15 protein-coding genes and 1 pseudogene are annotated in these 19,392 nt (G+C 62.2%); 11 read left to right on the forward strand and 5 right to left on the reverse strand.

Annotated features, from left to right (window positions below):
• Nucleotides 1-14: 14 nt before the first annotated feature.
• Nucleotides 15-1,223 (reverse strand): putative DNA modification/repair radical SAM protein, encoded by a 1,209-nt coding sequence (locus GOQ28_RS07410; protein ID WP_160356007.1) that lies wholly within the window; start codon nt 1,221-1,223, stop codon nt 15-17.
• Nucleotides 1,224-1,494: 271 nt separating this feature from the next.
• Here GOQ28_RS07410 and GOQ28_RS07415 point away from each other — a divergent pair, with 271 nt between their 5' ends.
• The 7 genes and pseudogenes from GOQ28_RS07415 (at nt 1,495) to GOQ28_RS07445 (ending at nt 10,351) form a co-directional block, all read left to right on the forward strand.
• The gene (locus tag GOQ28_RS07415) at nt 1,495-2,424 is read left to right on the forward strand and encodes an ABC transporter substrate-binding protein (protein ID WP_160356008.1); all 930 of its coding nucleotides are present in this window, start codon (nt 1,495-1,497) and stop codon (nt 2,422-2,424) included.
• A gap of 10 nt (nt 2,425-2,434) precedes the next feature.
• A complete protein-coding gene (locus tag GOQ28_RS07420) occupies nt 2,435-3,439 on the forward strand; it encodes a FecCD family ABC transporter permease (protein ID WP_160356009.1) in 1,005 nt (334 codons plus the stop codon).
• 5 nt (nt 3,440-3,444) lie between these two features.
• On the forward strand, nt 3,445-4,506 hold the full coding sequence (locus GOQ28_RS07425; protein WP_202109660.1) for a FecCD family ABC transporter permease: 1,062 nt from the start codon (nt 3,445-3,447) through the stop codon (nt 4,504-4,506).
• A gap of 3 nt (nt 4,507-4,509) precedes the next feature.
• The gene (locus GOQ28_RS07430) at nt 4,510-5,340 is read left to right on the forward strand and encodes an ABC transporter ATP-binding protein (protein ID WP_160356011.1); all 831 of its coding nucleotides are present in this window, start codon (nt 4,510-4,512) and stop codon (nt 5,338-5,340) included.
• A 165-nt stretch (nt 5,341-5,505) separates the two neighbouring features.
• Nucleotides 5,506-7,314, forward strand: a pseudogene (locus GOQ28_RS07435) (ABC transporter ATP-binding protein).
• A 108-nt stretch (nt 7,315-7,422) separates the two neighbouring features.
• The gene (locus GOQ28_RS07440; RefSeq protein WP_160356012.1) at nt 7,423-8,622 is read left to right on the forward strand and encodes an MFS transporter; all 1,200 of its coding nucleotides are present in this window, start codon (nt 7,423-7,425) and stop codon (nt 8,620-8,622) included.
• Nucleotides 8,623-8,761: 139 nt separating this feature from the next.
• Nucleotides 8,762-10,351 carry an aldehyde dehydrogenase (NADP(+)) gene (locus tag GOQ28_RS07445; RefSeq protein WP_160356013.1) on the forward strand — a complete coding sequence of 530 codons (1,590 nt, stop codon included), beginning with the start codon at nt 8,762-8,764 and terminating at the stop codon, nt 10,349-10,351.
• Between the two features lie 61 nt (nt 10,352-10,412).
• Here the strand turns inward: GOQ28_RS07445 and GOQ28_RS07450 are convergent, their stop codons facing one another.
• On the reverse strand, nt 10,413-11,324 hold the full coding sequence (locus GOQ28_RS07450; RefSeq protein WP_160350504.1) for a LysR family transcriptional regulator: 912 nt from the start codon (nt 11,322-11,324) through the stop codon (nt 10,413-10,415).
• A gap of 193 nt (nt 11,325-11,517) precedes the next feature.
• Here GOQ28_RS07450 and GOQ28_RS07455 point away from each other — a divergent pair, with 193 nt between their 5' ends.
• From GOQ28_RS07455 to GOQ28_RS07465, 3 genes are all read left to right on the forward strand, one after another.
• Nucleotides 11,518-12,513, forward strand: a complete 996-nt coding sequence (locus tag GOQ28_RS07455) for a Bug family tripartite tricarboxylate transporter substrate binding protein (RefSeq protein WP_160356014.1) — start codon at nt 11,518-11,520, stop codon at nt 12,511-12,513.
• A 33-nt stretch (nt 12,514-12,546) separates the two neighbouring features.
• Complete coding sequence (locus GOQ28_RS07460) at nt 12,547-13,512, forward strand: 2-hydroxyacid dehydrogenase (protein ID WP_160356015.1); 966 nt, start codon at nt 12,547-12,549, stop codon at nt 13,510-13,512.
• A gap of 99 nt (nt 13,513-13,611) precedes the next feature.
• Nucleotides 13,612-15,366, forward strand: a complete 1,755-nt coding sequence (locus tag GOQ28_RS07465; protein ID WP_160356016.1) for a dihydroxy-acid dehydratase — start codon at nt 13,612-13,614, stop codon at nt 15,364-15,366.
• Nucleotides 15,367-15,504: 138 nt separating this feature from the next.
• Here the strand turns inward: GOQ28_RS07465 and GOQ28_RS07470 are convergent, their stop codons facing one another.
• Together GOQ28_RS07470 and GOQ28_RS07475 are read right to left on the reverse strand one after the other, a co-directional pair.
• On the reverse strand, nt 15,505-16,017 hold the full coding sequence (locus GOQ28_RS07470; protein WP_160356017.1) for a DNA-deoxyinosine glycosylase: 513 nt from the start codon (nt 16,015-16,017) through the stop codon (nt 15,505-15,507).
• Nucleotides 16,018-16,212: 195 nt separating this feature from the next.
• Complete coding sequence (locus GOQ28_RS07475) at nt 16,213-18,069, reverse strand: phosphoenolpyruvate carboxykinase (GTP) (protein ID WP_160350509.1); 1,857 nt, start codon at nt 18,067-18,069, stop codon at nt 16,213-16,215.
• A 258-nt stretch (nt 18,070-18,327) separates the two neighbouring features.
• Between GOQ28_RS07475 and GOQ28_RS07480 the strand changes: the two genes are divergently transcribed.
• The gene (locus GOQ28_RS07480; protein ID WP_160356178.1) at nt 18,328-18,663 is read left to right on the forward strand and encodes a thioredoxin family protein; all 336 of its coding nucleotides are present in this window, start codon (nt 18,328-18,330) and stop codon (nt 18,661-18,663) included.
• Here GOQ28_RS07480 and GOQ28_RS07485 read toward each other — a convergent pair.
• Complete coding sequence (locus tag GOQ28_RS07485) at nt 18,642-19,376, reverse strand: GNAT family N-acetyltransferase (protein ID WP_160350510.1); 735 nt, start codon at nt 19,374-19,376, stop codon at nt 18,642-18,644. The two genes, GOQ28_RS07480 and GOQ28_RS07485, sit on opposite strands and share 22 nt — an antisense overlap.
• Between the last annotated feature and the right edge of the window lie 16 nt (nt 19,377-19,392).

Consider the following 19,392-nt stretch of genomic DNA (forward strand, 5'->3'; position numbering starts at 1 on the left):
AGGCTGACAGGCCTTCACAGCAGGGACAGCTGCTGCGCCGCTTGCGGCGCGAGCGCACGTCGCAAGCGAGCCGATGACGCCTCTCCCAGACCAGGCCGATAGTCTTGCACCGCGATAAACGGCTTGACCTTGTCCATCGAACAGCGCAGACGGATCAGGTCCTGATAGCGGATGACACGCAGCCGGCGCAGCTCCACCAGCCGCTGGGCATTACGCATGCCTATGCCCGGCACCCGGGCGATCAGCCGCAATGGGGCGCGATTCAAATCCACGGGAAATAACTCGCGGTGAGCCAAAGCCCAGGCCAGCTTCGGGTCGATATCCAGAGGCAGCTCCCCCGCCTCCTGAAATAGCTCGTCGGCCTGAAACCCATACCCTCGCATCAGAAAATCCGCCTGATATAGCCGGTGCTCGCGTAACAACGGTGGTGGCTGGGCAGGCAAACCAGAGGGGCTGTCGGGAATGGGACTGAAAGCCGAGTAATACACCCGCTTGAGCTGATACGCACCGTACAAGGTCTGCGCCGTCTGCAGAATCGTGCGGTCATCCGCCTCGTCCGCGCCCACGATCATCTGTGTGCTCTGGCCGGCAGGAACCTTGTTGCGACGTTCTTCCAATGCCTCTTCGCGCGCCAGTCGGATCACGCCCATCGCCCGCTTGATGGTCGGCGCGCTTTTTTCCGGCGCCAGCCGGCTCAGCCCGCCGTCGGTGGGCAGCTCGATATTGACGCTCAGTCTATCGGCATACAGCCCAGCGAGCGTGATCAACTCCGGATCGGCGTCCGGGATGGTCTTTAAATGGATATAGCCCCGAAACCGATGCGTCTCGCGCAGCGTGCGCGCGACCTCGACCAGCTGCTCCATGGTGTAGTTCGCGCTGCGGATAATGCCCGAGCTGAGAAACAGCCCGTCTATATAGTTGCGTCGGTAGAAATCCAGCGTCAGATCGACCACTTCGCGGGGACGAAAGCGCGCCCGGGGCACATTGCTCGAACGACGATTCACGCAGTACTGGCAGTCGTACTGACAGAAATTCGTGAGCAGAATCTTTAGCAGCGAAACGCAGCGCCCGTCTGGCGTGAAGCTATGGCAGATGCCAGCGCCGGTGCTCGCGCCCAGGCCATCGCGCCCGCGCGAATCCCGCTTCGGTGCACCGCTACTGGCGCATGAGGCGTCGTATTTCGCTGCATCGGCGAGGATTTCGAGTTTGGTCGAGAGTTCCATATCGATACTGTATATATAACCAGTAGTATAGCAGCATCGATGTGCGGGCTCCCGCAGATGCGATTGGATCAATTGAAATCACCCATCCGCCATGCTGAGTCACGACACGCCCCGAAACTGAATGAAATCAATGCGATACCCTGCCCTCCGATTCACCATCCGTAATGAATGTAAACTTAGGGAATAAGACTTATTCCCGACCCGGCTGGTTGCCACCGCCGTCATGATGGCGATGGCGCCCAGTCACCGTCTAGCTGTAGAAGGAAGCCCCATGCGTTTTGCTCCATCATTCCCCGCTCGCCGCCTGACCACGTTTGCCGCCGCTCTGGTGGCCGGCCTGGCATTCAGCGCCACGACGCTTGCCGCAGAGCGAACCGTGCAAACCGCTTTTGGCGAGGTGAAAATCGACGGCACCCCCTCCCGCGTGGTGACGCTCGGGGAAAACGCGTTGGACGCGACTGCCTCGCTGGGTTTGAAGCCGGTCGGCGCCCTGGCTAGCCGTGGTGGTACCGATATCCCCGCCTACCTCAAGGACAAAACCGGCACGATCGCCCTGGTAGGCACCGTGCGTGAGCCCAACCTGGAGGCCATTCTCGCCCAGCAACCCGACGTGATTCTGGCCGCCACGGGCCTGACCAAGGAAATGTACGAAAAGCTGAGCCTGATCGCTCCGACCGTCGTACCCGTCGGCGACTCCTTCGCGCCGTGGCAGGACACGCTGCGCAGCTACGCCCAGGCCCTGAACAAGACCGAGGAAGCCGACAAGCGTATCGCCGAGGTTGACGCCCGCATCACCGAGCTGGCCAAGCGCATGCCCGCCGACACGACGGTCTCGGTCGTACGCTGGAATCCGCAGGGCCCGCAAATCATGTCGAGCCATCTCTTTGTGGGGGCATTGCTGAAATCGCTGGGCTTGAAACCCAACGCGCTGGCCGAAACCATCAAAGACCGTCCGCACAGCGACATCCTCAGTCTGGAAAACCTGAACAAGGCCGACGGCGACTGGATGTTCCTCGCCACTCTGAATCCCGAGGGCAAAAAGGCCCTGGAAGACGCCAGCAAGCAGCCTGCATTCAAACGCCTGAAAGCTGCTCAAGCCGATCAAGTCGTCAGCGTCGATGGCCAAATCTGGAGCAGCAGCTCCGGTTATCTGGCCGCTCAACGCATCCTGGACGATGTGGAGAAGACGCTCGCGAAGTAATGGCGGTGTGATGTCCTCCCCCCGATTTTTCTTGCCCTCCAAGGCACTGGGCCTGTCGGCCCTTTGCCTGATTGTGTTGTGCGTGCTCAGCTTGCTGGTGGGTGCGGGCGATGTCGGCCCTTGGGCAAGCCTGCAGGCGCTCGTGGGCGGCGGGGACGAAGACGCGCGCTTTACCGTATTCGAATTGCGCGGCACGCGTACTGAACTCGCGCTCTTGGTGGGCGCGGCATTAGGCGTAGCGGGCCTCCTGATGCAGTCGGTGACCCGCAACCCCCTGGCCGAGCCGGGCCTGCTGGGGGTGAGCGCCGGTTCTTCTTTCGCCGTGGTGCTTGCCATTCTGCTGGGCGCTTCGGCCGCGACCACCTACCTGTCGGCCGCCTTTGTCGGGGCCATGGCGGGCTGCGGCATGGTGATGCTCGTAATGCGCATGCGCGGCGTGGGCGACGATCCCATCCGCCTGGTCCTGGCGGGCGCAGCCTTCACGGGTCTGTTGCAAGCAGGCAGCAGCATGATTCTGCTGGCGGATCAGCGCACGGCCGATGAGATTCGTTTCTGGGTCGTGGGCGGTGTCGCGGGTCGGCCACTGGAAACGTTTTCCTGGACCTTGCCGGGGTTGATCCTGGGTCTGTTGATCGCGCTGCCGTTGATACGTCCTTTGGCGGCGCTGGCGCTGGGCGAGCACGTTGCCCGGGGCTTGGGCCACCACCCTCATCTGGTCCGGTTGGCGACGCTGCTGTCGGTCGCGTTGCTGGTGGGGACGGCGAATGCGGCCGCCGGGCCGATCGCGTTTCTGGGTCTGATCGTGCCTTATATTGCGCGCCGCCTGGTTGGCACGGATATCCGCCGGTTGTTGGGCCTGTGTCTCGTACTTGGTCCCTGCGTGTTGCTGTTAGCGGATATCGTTTCGCGTCTGATCGTTCGCCCCTATGAACTGCCCGTGGGTGTGCTGACGGCCTTTATTGGCGCGCCGATCTTGATCGCGGTGGTGCGCACGCATCGCTTACCTACGCTTTGATGCCGATGTCCAACGCTGCCTCTGTCTCTCGCCCATCCGGCTATTTGCTGCTGCGTGCCGGGGGGATGTCACTGCTGCTGCACCGGCGCACGACGTGGGTCTTTATATCGCTGTGCGCCCTGCTCGCCCTGGTGTGCGTGTTTTGCCTGAGCGTGGGCGGCCCGCGGCCCTTGTCATTTGCCGACACCGTGGCGACGCTCTTCGGTAGCGGCACACCCATGCAGCGCCTGCTCATTATGGAACTGCGCGTGCCGCGTATTCTGGCCGGACTCTATAGCGGCGCGGCGCTGGGCGCGGCAGGCTGCTTGATGCAGACGCTGGCGCGTAACCGCTTGGCCACGCCTGGCATTATCGGGATCGATAGTGGCGCCACGGCATTCGCCGTCGCCTCCATCGTCGGTCTGGCCACCAGCCTGGCGCCCTCGAGTTTGGCCCTGCCTGGGGCAGCGACGGCTGCGGCGTTGACCTTTTTACTCGCGGCCGGCGCGGGCGCGCGCGGCTATCGCTTTATCGTGGTCGGGATCGCCGTGGGCGCGATCTTTGGCGCGCTGACGAATTTGATGTTGGCGCGAGCCGCCATCGACGCGGCGAACGCGGCGTATCCATGGACCGTGGGAAGTCTGAATGCCCGGCCCAAGGCCTCTGTCATGTTGCTGGGCTATAGCCTGCCCGTGCTGCTGATCCTGAGCCTTTTTCTGACCCGAGGTCTGGCTGCGATGCGCTTCAACGACAGCGTCGCAATCGGTCTGGGGGTGCGGCTGCAAGCCATGCGCATCGGCACGCTCATTGTCACCGTGTGTCTGACGGGACTCGCCGTGTCCGTGTGCGGACCGGTCGGTCTGATTGCGCTGATCGCGCCCGAGGCCGCGCGGTATTTGGGCGGTCAACACGGTGTGCCGGTGCTGAACGCCGCGCTCACGGGCGCGATCCTGACCGTGTTCGCCGACTGGGTCGGCCGCAGCATCCTCGCGCCTATTGAAATTCCGGTGGGCATTATTCTCGCCATCATCGGTGGCCCCTATCTGCTGTGGATAATCTTGCGCCAATCCGCGCGTAAAAGCCTTTAAGTCATGACCGCCAAGATCCCTTCCCTGCTGACCGAGTCCGCCCATACCGCCGCTACCCTGGGTACCCAGAACCTGCGCATGGGCTATGGCCAGCGGATCATCATCGAATCGCTGGATCTAAGCATCCCGCAAGGTCAGGTGACGGCGATCGTGGGGCCTAACGGCTGCGGTAAATCCACACTGCTGGCCGGTCTGTCGCGTCTGCAAAAACCCTTGGGGGGCGCCGTGCTGCTCAATGGTCAGGCCATCAACTCGTTGCCCAGCCGCGAGGTGGCGCGGCTGTTGGCGTTATTGCCGCAGGACGCGACCGCCCCCGATGGGTTGACGGTATCCGAGCTGATCCGTTTCGGTCGCCAGCCGCACCAAGGACTCTTGCGCCAGTGGAGCGAGCACGATCAGGCCGTCGTCCAGGCCGCGCTTGAGGTCGCGGATCTGGTCGATCTGGCGGATCGCCCGTTGGAATCCATGTCGGGCGGTCAGCGCCAACGCGCTTGGATCGCCATGGCGATTGCGCAAGACACGCCGCTGCTGCTGCTCGACGAGCCCACCTCGGCGCTGGATCTGGGGCATCAGATCGAGGTGTTCGAATTGATACGGCAGTTGGCGCAAGCTGGGAAAACCGTGGTGATGGTGGTTCATGATCTGTCTAGCGCATGCCGTTACGCTGACCATCTGATCGCCATGAAACAAGGAAAGATCGTGGACCAGGGCCCGCCGGCGGCCATTGTCACCTCGGACCTCGTCGAAACGCTGTATGGCGTGCGCTGCACGTTGATGCAGGATCCTCACTCCGGCACCCCTGTCATTGCCGGCGTGAGCCTGGTTAAACGCTAACACAGACTGAGCCTCCTCCACCGCCGACCACCACTGGACGGACCGCCGCTTATGGCGGGGTACGCGCACGCGCGGGCTACATTCTCAGACCCATTGAAGTTCCGCCAGACGCATCGCGCTGATAGCATGAAACGCTGAATTAGCGCCCACGCCGGGCTACGCCACATGGATCACCTTAACGTCACCCCTCGGGCACGCACCTTTAAAGGCGCGCTCGGTTTCACCTACCGACATTGGCGCGAGCAGCCCGCGCGCTTGTTCTTCATCATTGCTTTGATTTTGCTCGCCGCGCTGGCCGATGTGCTGACGCCCTGGTTTGCCGGGCGCCTGGTTGACGCGGTCGCCATGGGAATCACCGATCCGGACGCCGCCTGGACCCAGGCGATGAACGCCTTTTGGGTTCTCACCGCCTTGGCGCTCGGTGGCGCGATGGTGCTGGAATTAAGTTATCTGCATGTCGTCACGCTGACGCTCAAGATGATGACGGCGATTGCCTCGCGGGCCTTTCATCGGGTACAGCGCCTGTCAACCGATTGGCATGCGAATAGCTTTGCGGGGTCCACGGTGCGCAAGATCACGCGCGGCATGTGGGCGATGGACTTGCTCAACGACACGGTGCTGACTTCGTTATTGCCCTCGTTCACGATATTGGTGGGGGCGACGGTTGCGCTCAGCTGGCAATGGCCGATCATGGGTCTTGTCGTCGGTTTGGGATCGGTGGTGTACATCGCTGTGACGATCGCGATTTCACTGGGCTATGTGGCGCCGGCGGCGCGCTTGAGCAATCGGTGGGATACGCGCTTGGGCGGTGTGCTGGCCGACACCGTGACTTGTAATGCCGTCGTCAAGGCCTTCGGCGCCGAGGCGCGCGAAGAGGCGCGATTCGCCCATACCCTGACAAAATGGCGCGACCGCACGCGCCGCGGCTGGATACGCGCCTCGGTCAATGGCGGTGTACAAGGCATCATCCTGGCAGCCATGCAGATCGCGATCATCGGCTCGGCACTGCAGCTATGGGCGGCCGGGCGGGCCAGCGTGGGCGATATGACGTTCGCGCTGACGATGTTTTTTATTTTGCAGGGCTATTTGCGCGATATCGGCATGCACGTGCGCCACGTTTAGCGCTCGGTCAACGACATGGAGGAGCTGGTCGTGCTGGACGCGCAGCCTCTGGGTGTGGAAGACCGGCCCGGCGCGCTGCCGCTGCGCGTGCACGCGGGCGAGATCCGTTTCGAACATGTCACGTTTCAGTATGGCGGTCACGGAACGCCGCTTTATCGCGATTTTTCGGTCTGTATTCGCGCGGGCGAACGCGTCGGGCTGGTCGGGCATTCTGGCTCGGGCAAAACCACCTTGATCAAGTTGATTCAGCGGCTCTACGACATCCAAGCCGGCCGCATCACCATCGATGGCCAGGACATCGCGCAGATACAGCAAGCATCGCTACGCGCCCAGATCGCCATCGTGCAGCAGGATCCTATGTTGTTTCACCGGACCCTGGCAGAGAACATCGCCTATGCCCGTCCCAACGCCACGCAGGCCGAAATCGAATTCGCCGCGCGCCAAGCCAGCGCGCATGCGTTCATCGCCGCCTTACCCAAGGGCTACGACACCGTGGTGGGAGAACGCGGGGTAAAACTTTCCGGCGGAGAACGCCAACGCGTCGCCATCGCCCGCGCCTTTCTGGCCGACGCGCCGATCCTGATTCTGGACGAGGCCACATCCAGTCTCGACAGCGAAAGCGAAGCGCTGATCCAGGAAGCCATGGAACGTTTGATGGCCGGGCGTACCACGCTCGTCGTGGCGCACCGGCTGTCTACGGTACGCGCAATGGACCGGTTGCTGGTCATGGATCGCGGTCGTATCGTCGAGCAAGGCAGTCATGATCAACTGGCGCAGCGTCCTCAGGGTGTGTATCGGCGCTTATTGGAACGTCAGTCGGGAGGACTCGATATCGCGCTGGTCCACGACTAGTTGGATATTTGCCTGAACCGGTGTGCGCGGCCCGGGCATTACAATTGCGGTTCACCGGCGACGGGCAGACTTGCCCGCTGGCCTCTCACTGTTTCTGATTGAATCCCCATGACGCAATCTTCCTCCGGGCCTGTTTCTCCCGGTCTAGTGCTATTCGCGCTCGCAATTGGCGCTTTTGCGATCGGCACCACCGAATTCGCCACCATGAGCCTGCTGCCGTATTTTGCTCCCGAGTTGGGCATCGATGCGCCAACGGCTGGGCATGTCATCAGTGCGTACGCACTGGGCGTGGTTGTGGGCGCGCCGTTGATTACCGTCGCGGCTGCCCGTATGCCACGCCGCGCGCTGCTGCTGTGGTTGATGGGTAGCTTCGCGCTGTTCAACGGGCTGTGTGCGTTTGCGCCCAGCTACGGATGGATGATGGTGCTGCGCTTTTTGAGCGGCCTGCCGCATGGGGCGTATTTCGGTATCGCGGCGCTGGTCGCGGTATCGCTGGTACCGGAAAACCGCCGCACCCAGGCCGTGGGACGCATGTTTCTGGGTCTGACCGTGGCGACGATTATTGGCGTACCCATGGCGAACTGGCTGGGCCATGCGGTCGGTTGGCGCTGGGGGTTCGCCCTGGTCGCGGCCACCAGCATTCTCACCGTGATTCTGATCGCGCTGTATGCGCCTTCGACGCCCGCCGATCCCAAGGCCAGTCCACTGCGCGAGCTAAGCGCGCTGCGCCATGCTCAAGTCTGGATGACGCTAGCTATCGGGGCCATCGGATTCGGGGGGCTGTTCGCGGTTTACACCTACTTGGCGGACATTCTGCTGGAGGTCACCCATGTCTCGCCCGAGGTGGTGCCGTTGGTGCTCGGTGTGTTTGGTGTGGGCATGACCGCGGGTAATCTGGTCATTCCGAAGTTCGCGGATCGCGCGTTGATGCCGACAGCCGGCGGGCTGTTGCTGTTTAGCGTCGCGTCGCTTTTGCTGTTTTCTTTCAGTATCGAGAGCGTCTGGACCATCACCCCGGTGGTATTTCTGGTCGGCGTAGGCGGCGCATTGGGTACCGTATTACAGACCCGGCTGATGGATGTGGCCCACCATGCTCAGGGGCTGGCCGCGGCGTTGAATCATTCCGCTTTCAATACCGCGAATGCTCTGGGTCCATTCCTGGGCGGGCTGGCGCTTTCGCACGGCTATGGCTGGCACGCCCCGGGCTGGGTGGGCGCGTTGCTTGCCCTGGGCGGCTTTGTACTATGGATGATATCGATGGCAATGGACCGTCGCAGCCATCTTAGCCGGCAAGAAGCTTCCGCTTGAGATCAATACAGAATTTGTATTGTTTGATGTTCTTTTTGGTTCAAATCGAAAAGACCCACTAGTCGGGGCGAGTTCTTTCCTATACTGCTTTTTTAATCAGATTCCGCGAGGAATCCGTTCAAGCATCAGGAGACGACTCATGCCCATTACCGGCGACATGCTCATCGGCGCCAGCGCGGTGCGCGGAACCCAGGGCGCGCAACGCGCTTTCGATCCCGCCCGCAACGAATATATCGAGCCTGAATTCGGTCTCGGTGGCCAAGCCGAGGTCGATCGCGCTTGCGAACTCGCGGCGGCGGCGTTCGACCAATACCGTAACGCGCCCCTGACCCAGCGCGCCGCTTTGCTCGAAAGCATCGCGGACAACATCATGGCGCTGGGCGACGAGCTGATCGCGCGCGGCATGGCCGAAAGCGGATTGCCCGAAGCACGCCTGCAAGGCGAACGCGCGCGCACCGTCGGCCAGCTGCGCCTGTTTGCCCGGGTGATACGCGATGGCCTGTTCCTGAACGCCACCATCGATCCGGCGCAACCGGATCGCAAACCCATGCCGCGTTCCGACCTGCGTCTGGCGCGCATGCCGCTGGGACCCGTCGCCGTGTTTGGCGCGAGTAATTTCCCGCTGGCGTTCTCGGTCGCCGGCGGCGATACCGCCTCGGCCCTCGCCGCTGGCTGCCCCGTGATCGTGAAAGCGCATAGCGGCCACCCCGGTCTGTCCGAGCTGGTGGGTCGCGCGATTCAACAAGCGGTCAAGGACAACGGCCTGCCCGAAGGCGTGTTCTCGCTGCTGTTTGGCGCGGGCCGCACGCTGGGCGATGCGCTGGTGTCACACCCCGCGATCAAGGCCGTCGGCTTCACCGGTTCACGCCAAGGCGGCTTGGCGCTGGTACGCACCGCGAACTCGCGCCCGGAGCCCATCCCCGTCTACGCCGAGATGGCGAGCATCAACCCCGTGTTCCTGTTCCCGGGCGCGCTGGCGGCACGCGCCGAAAGCATCGCCCAAGGTTTCGCGACTTCGTTGACCGGCAGTGTCGGCCAGCTATGTACGAACCCGGGCCTGATCATCGCTATCGACGGCCCCGATCTTGAACGTTTCGAGAATGCCGCTAAAGAGGCATTGCAAAGCGTGCCGGCCGGCACCATGTTGACGCCGGGCATCGCCGACGCCTATCAATCCGGTATCGCGCAGCTCAGCGGCGTGGAAGGCGTCGCGTGCGTCGCGCAGGGACTATCCGCTGACGGCCGGCCGAACTGCGCCCAGGCGGCGCTGTACAGCACGGATGCCGAAAGGTTCCTCGCCGATTCCGCGCTGGAATCCGAGGTGTTTGGGCCCGCGTCTTTGCTGGTGCGTGTACGGGATGTCGAGCAAATGCGCGAGATCGCCGAGCACCTTGAAGGTCAATTGACCAGCACTTTGCAGATCGAAGCCAGCGACATTGACGCGGCTCGCACGCTGTTGCCTACGCTAGAACGCAAGGCTGGCCGCATCCTGGCCAATGGCTTTCCGACCGGCGTGGAGGTCTGCCATGCCATGGTGCACGGCGGCCCCTTCCCGTCCACATCGAACGCCATGACGACCTCGGTGGGCGCCAGCGCCATCGACCGATTCCTGCGTCCGGTGTGCTATCAAGACGTACCCGATGCGTTGTTGCCCGAAGCATTGCAACAGAGCAATCCGTTGAACCTGTGGCGCCTGGTAGATGGCACGCCACAGGCGCCCAAGGCCTGACGCGATGGCGTTCGCGTGATTCACATCGCGCGAACGCCAGCCATTGGTTCGCGAGGGTAGTTCACTCAAACAAGGCCTCCGCATCCTCGGTTTGATCCTTGCGACCCGCTACCCGGTCCAAGAACGCCTCCACGGCCGGGTTATCCGATTGCTGACGCCAGGCCAGATAAATATCCGCGTAGAAGTTCTTTTGCGAGATGGGGCGATATTCGACGCCCTCGAAATGCAGTTCGCGCGCCGAGTCTGGCACGATGCCATACCCCAGCCCTGCTCTCACCAATGCCACCAACGTATGCGTCTGACTGGCGCGTTGCACGTAGCGAGGCGAGATATTGGCCAAACCCATCGCCCCCACGATACGGTCGTGAAAATAGCGGCTGTCAGAAGGCGAATACAGAATCAAGGGCTGCTGGTGCAAAGCTCGCAGTGGCACCGACTCCATCGCCGTCAATGGCGAGCCGGCGGGTAGTGCCAGAATCAATGCTTCCCGATCAATGAGCCGCTTTTGCAGCCCCTGATGCATGGGCACATGCCGCGTTAGCACCACGTCGAGCTCGCCCGCTTGCAGCAACCTCGCCAGGTCAGCCGACACCATCTCGCGCAATTGAATATCCACCTCGGGCAACACCGCCTGCGCCCGCATCAGCAACGCGGGCATCAATCGGTAGGCCGCCACCGCGGTATAGCCCAAGGTCAGGTGCCCGGCTTCTCCATTGGCCGCACGCCGCGCGGCCAACGCGGCGCGCGCGGCATAGTCGAGCAAATGCCGCGCGTCCTGCAGCAGCCGGTGACCCGCCGCAGTCAGTTTGACGACCCGGCTATGACGCTCCAGCAATGTCACGCCCAGATCCTGTTCTAGCATTTGCACCTGACGGCTCAGTGGCGGCTGGGTCATGCGCAATCGCGCTGCCGCGCGACCGAAATGCAGCTCTTCGGCCACGGCCACAAAACACTCCAGTTGACGCAATTCCATCCGCGTATCTATCCATTCAATATTGGTATCGGGCAATGTTATTTATAGCTTAATTGGTATCACCGTGGGGTCCCGACCCTATACTTTCGCCGCAGCGTATCGCAAGCGCTACCCATAATTCGGCCCTGGTGACACCAGTTCAAAAGGGCCCAAATGATTTATTCAAAATCTGTATTGCGGAGACACCACGAGCATGAAAACCAAACCCTTATCTCGCGTTCGCGCCCACATTCTGGGTGCAATGGCCCTGGCCATCGCCACTTGCAGCCAAGCAGCGCCTAACGCCGCCGACAACTATCCCACGAGACCGGTGAATTTGGTCGTGCCTTTCGCGCCCGGCGGCGGCACCGACATCTCGGCGCGGATTCTGGCCGAGAAACTCGGTCAGACGCTGGGTCAAACCGTTGTGGTCGACAACAAAGCCGGCGCGGGCGGACAAATCGCAGCCGATCTCGTTGCACGCGCGGATCCTGACGGCTACACATTGCTGTTCGCGAACTCGGGCATGCTCGCCATCAATCCGTGGATTTACAAGCTGAACACCGACCCCGCCGTCGCGTTCGAGCCAGTGTCGATGTTCTCTGATCTGCCTTTCGTGCTGGTGGTGCCGCCCTCGTTGCCCGCCAAGACCGTGCAAGAACTGGTCGAGCTGGCCAAAGCCGAGCCCGGCAAGCGCACTTACGCAAGTTCCGGCGTGGGTGGCGCGCCTCACCTGACGGCGGAAATTTTCCAGCTCGCCACTGACACCGACTTGCTGCACGTGCCCTACAAGGGCGGCGGCCCGGCCATGGGCGATCTGATGGGCGGACGCGTGGACATGCTGTTCGCCTCGGTCTTGGAGACCAACTCGTTCGTGCAAGCCGGCAAGCTGCGTGCATTGGCTGTCACGGGCGACAAACGCTCGCCCGCTATGCCCGACGTGCCGACCATCGATGAAGCCGGTGTGAAAAACGCCCAAGGCGGTTCATGGACCGCCGTGCTGGTGCCCAAAGGCACGCCGCAGCCCATCATCGACAAGCTCGCCAAAGCGATCCGCACCGTGGCCGACGACGAAGGCATCAAGCAAAAGCTGGTGGCCCAAGGCGCGGGCGCGAAGGCCTCCACGCCACAAGAGCTGGCCGATCTGGCCGCCCGCGAACGAGCCCGCTATGGCGAAATCATCAAGGCGCGCGGACTGCAAGCGCAATAACGCGACATCTTTAAACAGGCTGGAAATTTAGTCATGACTCACACTGCCGCCACGGATCCCATCGACGTATTGATGGTAGGCCCCATGCCCGCCATCATCACGGAACACGTCGAGCGCCACTATCGCCTGCATCGCTGGTGGGAAATCAAAGATCAGGCGAACTTCTTGAAAACCCAAGGGCGCACCGTGCGCGGCATTGTGACCAGTGGACGCCATGGTGCCACGCGCCAGCTGATGGAAAGCCTGCCGAATCTGGAGGTCATCTCTAGCCAAGGCGTGGGCTATGACTCCATCGATATTGATGCGGCACGCACGCGTGAAGTCGCGGTCGCCAATACGCCCGGCGTCTTGAACGCCTGCGTGGCGGATACGGCGCTGGCCTTGCTTCTCAATGTCTCGCGCCGATACTGCGAGGCAGATCGGTTCGTGCGCGCGGGTCGCTGGGCAAAAGAAGCTTTTCCGCTGACCACCAAGCCCAGTGGCAAGCGCTGCGGCATTGTCGGCCTGGGCAATATTGGCCTGGATGTCGCCAAGCGCGCCGAAGCCTTCGACATGAGCGTGGCCTACTACAACCGCCGTGCCCGCAACGACGTGCCGGCACACTATCGCTACTACGACAATTTGATCGCGCTGGCGCAAGACAGCGACTTTCTGGTGGTGGTCGTCCCCGGTGGCGCCCAGACCCGGCATTTGATTAATGATGCCGTGCTCGATGCGTTAGGTCCGCGTGGTTACCTTATCAACGTCGCGCGTGGGACGGTGGTCGACGAAGCCGCATTGGTCAAGGCGCTGCAAGACGGTCGCATCGCGGGCGCCGGTCTGGACGTGTTCGAAGAAGAACCGCAAGTGCCGCAGGCGCTGATGGAAATGGATCAAGTGGTGCTATTGCCGCACCTGGCGAGCGGCACCGAAGAAACCCGTCAAGCCATGGCGGATCTGGTGATCAATAACCTGGATAGCTGGTTCCAACGTGGCGAGGTGATTACGCGCGTGGTGTAGAAGTCATGAACATTAGGCGCGTGCCAGGCACGCGCTTGCGTGAGTCATAGGGGCCGGATATTATCTGGGCAGATTATCAATAATATTATTGGAATAACAGTGCCCGATCCGAAGAAACCCGCAACACCCCCGACCGGTCTGCGCAAGGGGCTGACCAATTATGGCGACACTGGCTTCTCTTTATTCCTGCGAAAAGCCTTTATCAAAGGTGCTGGCTACACCGAGGACGCCCTGTCGCGCCCGGTGATCGGCATCGTCAACACCGGCAGTAGTTATAACCCCTGTCACGGCAACGCGCCTCAGCTCGTCGAGGCGGTCAAGCGCGGCGTGATGCTCGCGGGCGGTTTGCCGGTCGACTTCCCGACGATCTCGGTGCACGAGAGTTTCTCGCAGCCCACCAGTATGTATTTGCGCAACCTCATGTCGATGGACACCGAGGAAATGATACGCGCGCAGCCGATGGATGCCGTCGTGCTGATCGGGGGTTGCGACAAGACGGTTCCCGCGCAGCTCATGGGCGCGGCCTCGGCGGGCGTGCCCGCGATTCAACTGGTCACCGGCGCGATGTTGACGGGCGCGCATCGTGGCGAACGCGTGGGTGCCTGCACGGATTGCCGCCGCTATTGGGGCCGTTATCGCGCCGAGGAAATCGACGATCAAGAAATCACCGACGTTAATAACCAACTCGTGGCCAGCGTGGGCACGTGCTCGGTGATGGGCACGGCCAGCACCATGGCATGTATCGCCGAAGCGTTAGGCATCATGGTGTCGGGCGGTGCCTCCGCGCCCGCGGTCACGGCCGATCGCATGCGCGTGGCCGAACGCACCGGCGCGACGGCCGTTGCCATGGCAACGAGTGGCTTGACTCCCGACAAGATCCTGACCCAGAAAGCCTTCGAAAACGCGATGCGCGTGTTGTTGGCGATCGGAGGCTCGACCAATGGCATCGTGCATTTGACCGCGATGGCCGGGCGCCTGGGCTTTAACATCGACCTCGCCGGCCTCGATCACATGAGCCGCGACACGCCGGTGCTGGTTGATCTGAAGCCTTCGGGTCAGCACTACATGGAAGACTTCCACAAGGCCGGCGGTATGCCTGCCTTGCTGCGCGAGCTGCGCCCGCTCTTGCATCTGGACGCCTTGACGGTGTCGGGCCGTACGCTGGGCGAAGAGCTCGACGCGGCCCCGCCGCCCTTCGTGCAGGATGTGATACGCCCGTTCGACTCGCCGATCTATCCGGTTGGCGGTCTGGCGGTCTTGCGCGGCAACCTCGCACCGGGCGGCGCCATTATTAAACAGTCGGCCGCCAATCCTGAACTCATGGAACACGAAGGCCGTGCCGTGGTGTTCGAAGACGCCGAGGATATGGCGAACCGGATCGATGACGAAGCTCTGGATGTAGCCGCGCACGATGTGCTCGTGCTCAAACGCATTGGACCCACGGGTGGCCCGGGCATGCCCGAGGCTGGCTACATGCCCATTCCCCGAAAGCTCGCACGCGCGGGCGTCAAGGACATGGTGCGTATCTCCGACGGGCGCATGAGTGGTACCGCCGCGGGCACCATCGTTTTGCATGTCACGCCCGAGGCGGCAGTGGGGGGGCCTTTAGCCTATGTACGCACGGGTGATCGGATTCGGTTGTCGGTCAAGAACCGCGAGATCGCATTGTTGATCAGCGATGAAGAGCTCGCCCGCCGCGCGGCCGAACAACCCATCGAGCGCCCCAGTGGCGATCGAGGCTATCGCAAGCTCTACATGCAAAGCGTGACCCAGGCGGACAAAGGCGTGGACTTCGATTTCCTGCGCGCGACAGAGAATCGCGGCAGCGTGCCGGCAGCGAAATCCGAGGATTAGCCGCCGGATATACGCGGGACGCGCGTCGGGCTAGCACCATGTTCGAACGCATCCCGCCCACGCCTGATCTCGCGAGATTGAGGACGACGCGCGGAAAACCGCCCTCGAACTAGCTTACGTTGAGCAGGACGCTCCCCATCAAACCAACAAGGCGCGTTGCCAGCGCGCCAATTTTTCTTGCCAGCTCATCGCGGCATGAGCGGGACTGGTGGATGGCAGATCAAAGTATTGCAACTCGCGCGTGACAGCCAGGGCGGGCAATACATGACGTCGATAGAGGGCTGCCGCTTTCGCGCCGTTAAAGCAAACGTGCTGAATATCCGGGTAGGCATGCAGAAAGCCCTGAAAATCATTGGGCACGGCGGTTTCTGCCTGTATGTTGGCGTCAAGGCTACCCTCGCGCTCGCACGCCTGCAACACGTCCCACAACGCGATGCCGGCGTTGGTCAACGCCATGCAGCGCGCGGCATAATCGGCGTGCGCATCAAAACCCAACACCTGCGCCGCAATTGGCCAGAAAGCATTGCGCGGATGGGCGTAATACTGTTGCTCCCGCAACGACTTAACGCCTGGCATCGTGCCTAGCACGAGGACTCGGGCACCCGGGCTGATCAGCGGCGCAAAGCCCATCACGCACGAAGACGTGGTCATAACAACTCGTCCAAGCAAAACCAACATCCCAAAGGACAAACGCGGCAACCGGCTAGTTTTCCGATTACCGCGTTTTTAACGCTGGGGCGCGACGCTATTCGGGACCGTTAAGGGTTGCACCGCTGGCGAGCAACGCAATCGCCCCGGTCCCGATCCGTGTCATCGCGTCGCGCGATGACACGTTCGCGCGACCGCTCAGGCCGCCAGGCGAGTCGCGATAGACGACTTCACATCCGGCAGTTCGCCCGGCAGACGCGTAGCCAGCTGTTCGAACAGGCTGTCATGCAGCGCCAGCTCATCGCGCCACGAATCGGCGTCTACCGAGATGACTTGCTCGAACTGATCCGGGCTGAACTCCAGGCCGGTCCAGTCGATGTCCTGATAGGTCGGCGACACACCGAACACCTGATCCACACCATTTGCCGTGCCATCGATGCGAGCCAGCATCCACTTCAGAACGCGCATGTTCTCGCCAAAGCCAGGCCACACGAACTTGCCATCCGGACCTTTGCGGAACCAGTTGACGCAGTAGATGCGCGGCAGCGTGGCGCCGGCGTCTTGCAGACGCTTGCCCATCTTCAACCAGTGCGCGAAATAGTCGCTCATGTTGTAGCCGCAGAACGGCAGCATGGCGAACGGATCGCGGCGCACCACGCCCTGCTGACCGGTCGCGGCAGCGGTGGTCTCGGAACCCATGGTGGCGGCCATGTAGACGCCTTCGACCCAGTTGCGTGCCTCGGTCACCAGCGGCACGGTGGTCGAACGGCGGCCACCGAAGATAAACGCGTCGATGACCACGCCTTGCGGGTTTTCCCATTCCGGATCGATGGACGGACACTGCGAAGCCGGGGCGGTAAAGCGGGCATTCGGGTGCGCGGCCTTGCGACCGGTTTCCTTGGCCGTTTCCGGGGTCCAGTCCTTGCCCTGCCAGTCGATCAGGTGCGCCGGCGGCGTGTCGGTCATGCCTTCCCACCAGACGTCGCCGTCATCGGTCAGCGCCACGTTCGTGAAGATCACGTTCGAGCGCAAGGTAGCCATGGCGTTGAAGTTGGTCTTCTCGCTGGTGCCAGGGGCCACACCGAAATAACCCGCCTCGGGGTTGATCGCGCGCAGGCGGCCATCCGCATCGGGCTTGATCCAGGCGATGTCGTCACCAATGGTGGTGACCTTCCAGCCGTCCATGCCCTCGGGCGGAATCAGCATGGCGAAGTTGGTCTTGCCGCAAGCCGACGGGAACGCGGCGGCGACGTGGTATTTGCGGCCCTTGGGCGAGGTCACGCCCAGGATCAGCATGTGTTCGGCCAGCCAGCCTTGATCGCGGCCCATCGTCGATGCAATACGCAGCGCGAAGCACTTCTTGCCCAGGAGCGCATTACCGCCATAACCCGAGCCGAAGCTCCAGATTTCGCGCGTTTCGGGGTAGTGAACGATGTACTTGGTCGGGTTGCACGGCCAGGCCACATCGGCTTCGCCGGCGGCCAACGGTTTGCCCACGCTATGCACGCAGGGCACGAACTCGCCGTCGGTGCCCAGCACGTCGAACACGCCACGGCCCATGCGCGTCATGATGCGCATGTTCACCACGACGTAGGGGCTATCGGACAACTCCACGCCGATGTGGGCGATGTTCGAGCCCAACGGGCCCATCGAGAACGGCACCACATACATCGTGCGACCGCGCATGCTGCCGTCAAACAGACCATTCAAGCGGTCGCGCATTTCGGCGGGATCCGACCAGTTGTTGGTCGGGCCGGCATCCTCGGCACGTTCCGAACAGATAAACGTACGGTCTTCAACACGCGCTACATCGGATGGATCCGACCACGCCAGATAGGAATTCGGGCGCTTTTCGGGGTTCAGGCGACGCAGCGTGCCGGCTTGCACCATCTGTTCGCACAGACGATCGTATTCTTCTTGAGACCCATCGCACCACACCACGCGTTCAGGCTTGGTCAGCGCTGCCACGCGCCCCACCCACTCGACCAATCGCTGATGCTTGACGTACTCGGGCACGTTAAGCGACGCGAGATCTCCGTCGAACGGTTTATCCATCTGGAACTTCTCCTAGTAGTAAAAAAGCGATGCGGGCCTCAAGGACCCGCCGACCCCGCCATATTACTTGCATCCAACGCGCGATTGCGGCATTTGGCCTCAGGAATGCAACACAAATTTGCAGGTGCAACCGCGAACGCAACTGTGCCGCGAGATCGAAAGAATGGGAGCGTACTGGATTCACGGCGTGATGGAATGCATTTCCAGGGTAATCCCCAATAAGCGATATGATGTATGCAACCACTCTATACAGACGCCATGCAGCAGATCGACTTGAACGACAGCACCGCCGACCGATACCTGCTCGACGCCCCGGGGCTGACCCTGATCGCGTTCCACAGCCGCACCTGCGGAACGTGCCGCGTGGCGCGCGAGCAATTGCCCCAGATGGCGCTGCCAGTCGAGCGCATCTGCTGGATCGACGCGGGTGAGAACGGCGGCTTAGTCGAAAGGTACGAAGTCTTTCACTTGCCCGCGCTCTTCGTGGCGCGCGACGGGGCGTTTTACGGCCCCGTCAATGCCTCATTGTCCGAATGGGATGTGCGCCAGCAAATCAGTCTGGCGCTAGACAGCTACCCGGCCGAACTGCCCTGACGGCAGGCGGCGATCAGCTCGCTTAAACGACGACGCTGGTGGCCTTGATCATCGAAATTGTCCTCCGCCAGCCATTGCGCGAAAGCCGTCTTCAACGCCGGCCACTCGCTATCGATGATGGAATACCAGGCGGTGTCCCGGTTGCGCCCTTTATAGACCACGGCCTGACGGAATATCCCCTCGAACTGAAACCCCAGCCGCAGCGCCGCCGCCCGGGAGGGTGCGTTCAGGCTGTCGCACTTCCATTCGTAGCGGCGGTAACCCAGCTCGTCAAACGCGCGGCGCATCATCAAAAACTGCGCCTCGGTGGCGGCGGGCGTGCGTTTAAGCTTTTCCGAAAACGTCACACTGCCGACCTCCATGACGCCGTTGACGGGGTCAATCCGCATGGCGGCCAGGGTGCCGACAGCCTGACCGGTGGCCAGATCAATGACGGCAAAATGCTGTGGGTCCTGGCGGTCTTGTACTCCGCGCACATAGTCCAGATAGGCGGCCTCGGTAGCAAAAGGCCCCACTGCCATATACGTCCAGTCTGATTCGTCCGGCGTGAGCGCAAAGGCGGCATGCAACTGTGCACCGTGGCGCTGCGCATCCAAGGGTTCCAGCCGGCAATAACGGCCAGACATCGCCTCTTGCGGCGGCCACGAGCGCGGCTGCCAGTCGGGCATGGGAAAACCAACGGGTTGCTGGGTCAGAGAACGCACAGACGACATAGTGAAGTCCTGAGGA

This window comes from Bordetella sp. 02P26C-1, assembly GCF_009763255.1.
Taxonomy (GTDB): domain Bacteria; phylum Pseudomonadota; class Gammaproteobacteria; order Burkholderiales; family Burkholderiaceae_B; genus Bordetella_A.

Coding starts and splice junctions, on each gene's coding strand:
- GOQ28_RS07410 (WP_160356007.1), bottom strand. CDS start 1,223: ATGGAACTCTCGACCAAACTCGAAATCCTCGCCGATGCAGCGAAATAC.
- GOQ28_RS07415 (WP_160356008.1), top strand. CDS start 1,495: ATGCGTTTTGCTCCATCATTCCCCGCTCGCCGCCTGACCACGTTTGCC.
- GOQ28_RS07420 (WP_160356009.1), top strand. CDS start 2,435: ATGTCCTCCCCCCGATTTTTCTTGCCCTCCAAGGCACTGGGCCTGTCG.
- GOQ28_RS07425 (WP_202109660.1), top strand. CDS start 3,445: ATGTCCAACGCTGCCTCTGTCTCTCGCCCATCCGGCTATTTGCTGCTG.
- GOQ28_RS07430 (WP_160356011.1), top strand. CDS start 4,510: ATGACCGCCAAGATCCCTTCCCTGCTGACCGAGTCCGCCCATACCGCC.
- GOQ28_RS07440 (WP_160356012.1), top strand. CDS start 7,423: ATGACGCAATCTTCCTCCGGGCCTGTTTCTCCCGGTCTAGTGCTATTC.
- GOQ28_RS07445 (WP_160356013.1), top strand. CDS start 8,762: ATGCCCATTACCGGCGACATGCTCATCGGCGCCAGCGCGGTGCGCGGA.
- GOQ28_RS07450 (WP_160350504.1), bottom strand. CDS start 11,324: ATGGAATTGCGTCAACTGGAGTGTTTTGTGGCCGTGGCCGAAGAGCTG.
- GOQ28_RS07455 (WP_160356014.1), top strand. CDS start 11,518: ATGAAAACCAAACCCTTATCTCGCGTTCGCGCCCACATTCTGGGTGCA.
- GOQ28_RS07460 (WP_160356015.1), top strand. CDS start 12,547: ATGACTCACACTGCCGCCACGGATCCCATCGACGTATTGATGGTAGGC.
- GOQ28_RS07470 (WP_160356017.1), bottom strand. CDS start 16,017: ATGACCACGTCTTCGTGCGTGATGGGCTTTGCGCCGCTGATCAGCCCG.
- GOQ28_RS07475 (WP_160350509.1), bottom strand. CDS start 18,069: ATGGATAAACCGTTCGACGGAGATCTCGCGTCGCTTAACGTGCCCGAG.
- GOQ28_RS07480 (WP_160356178.1), top strand. CDS start 18,328: ATGCAGCAGATCGACTTGAACGACAGCACCGCCGACCGATACCTGCTC.
- GOQ28_RS07485 (WP_160350510.1), bottom strand. CDS start 19,376: ATGTCGTCTGTGCGTTCTCTGACCCAGCAACCCGTTGGTTTTCCCATG.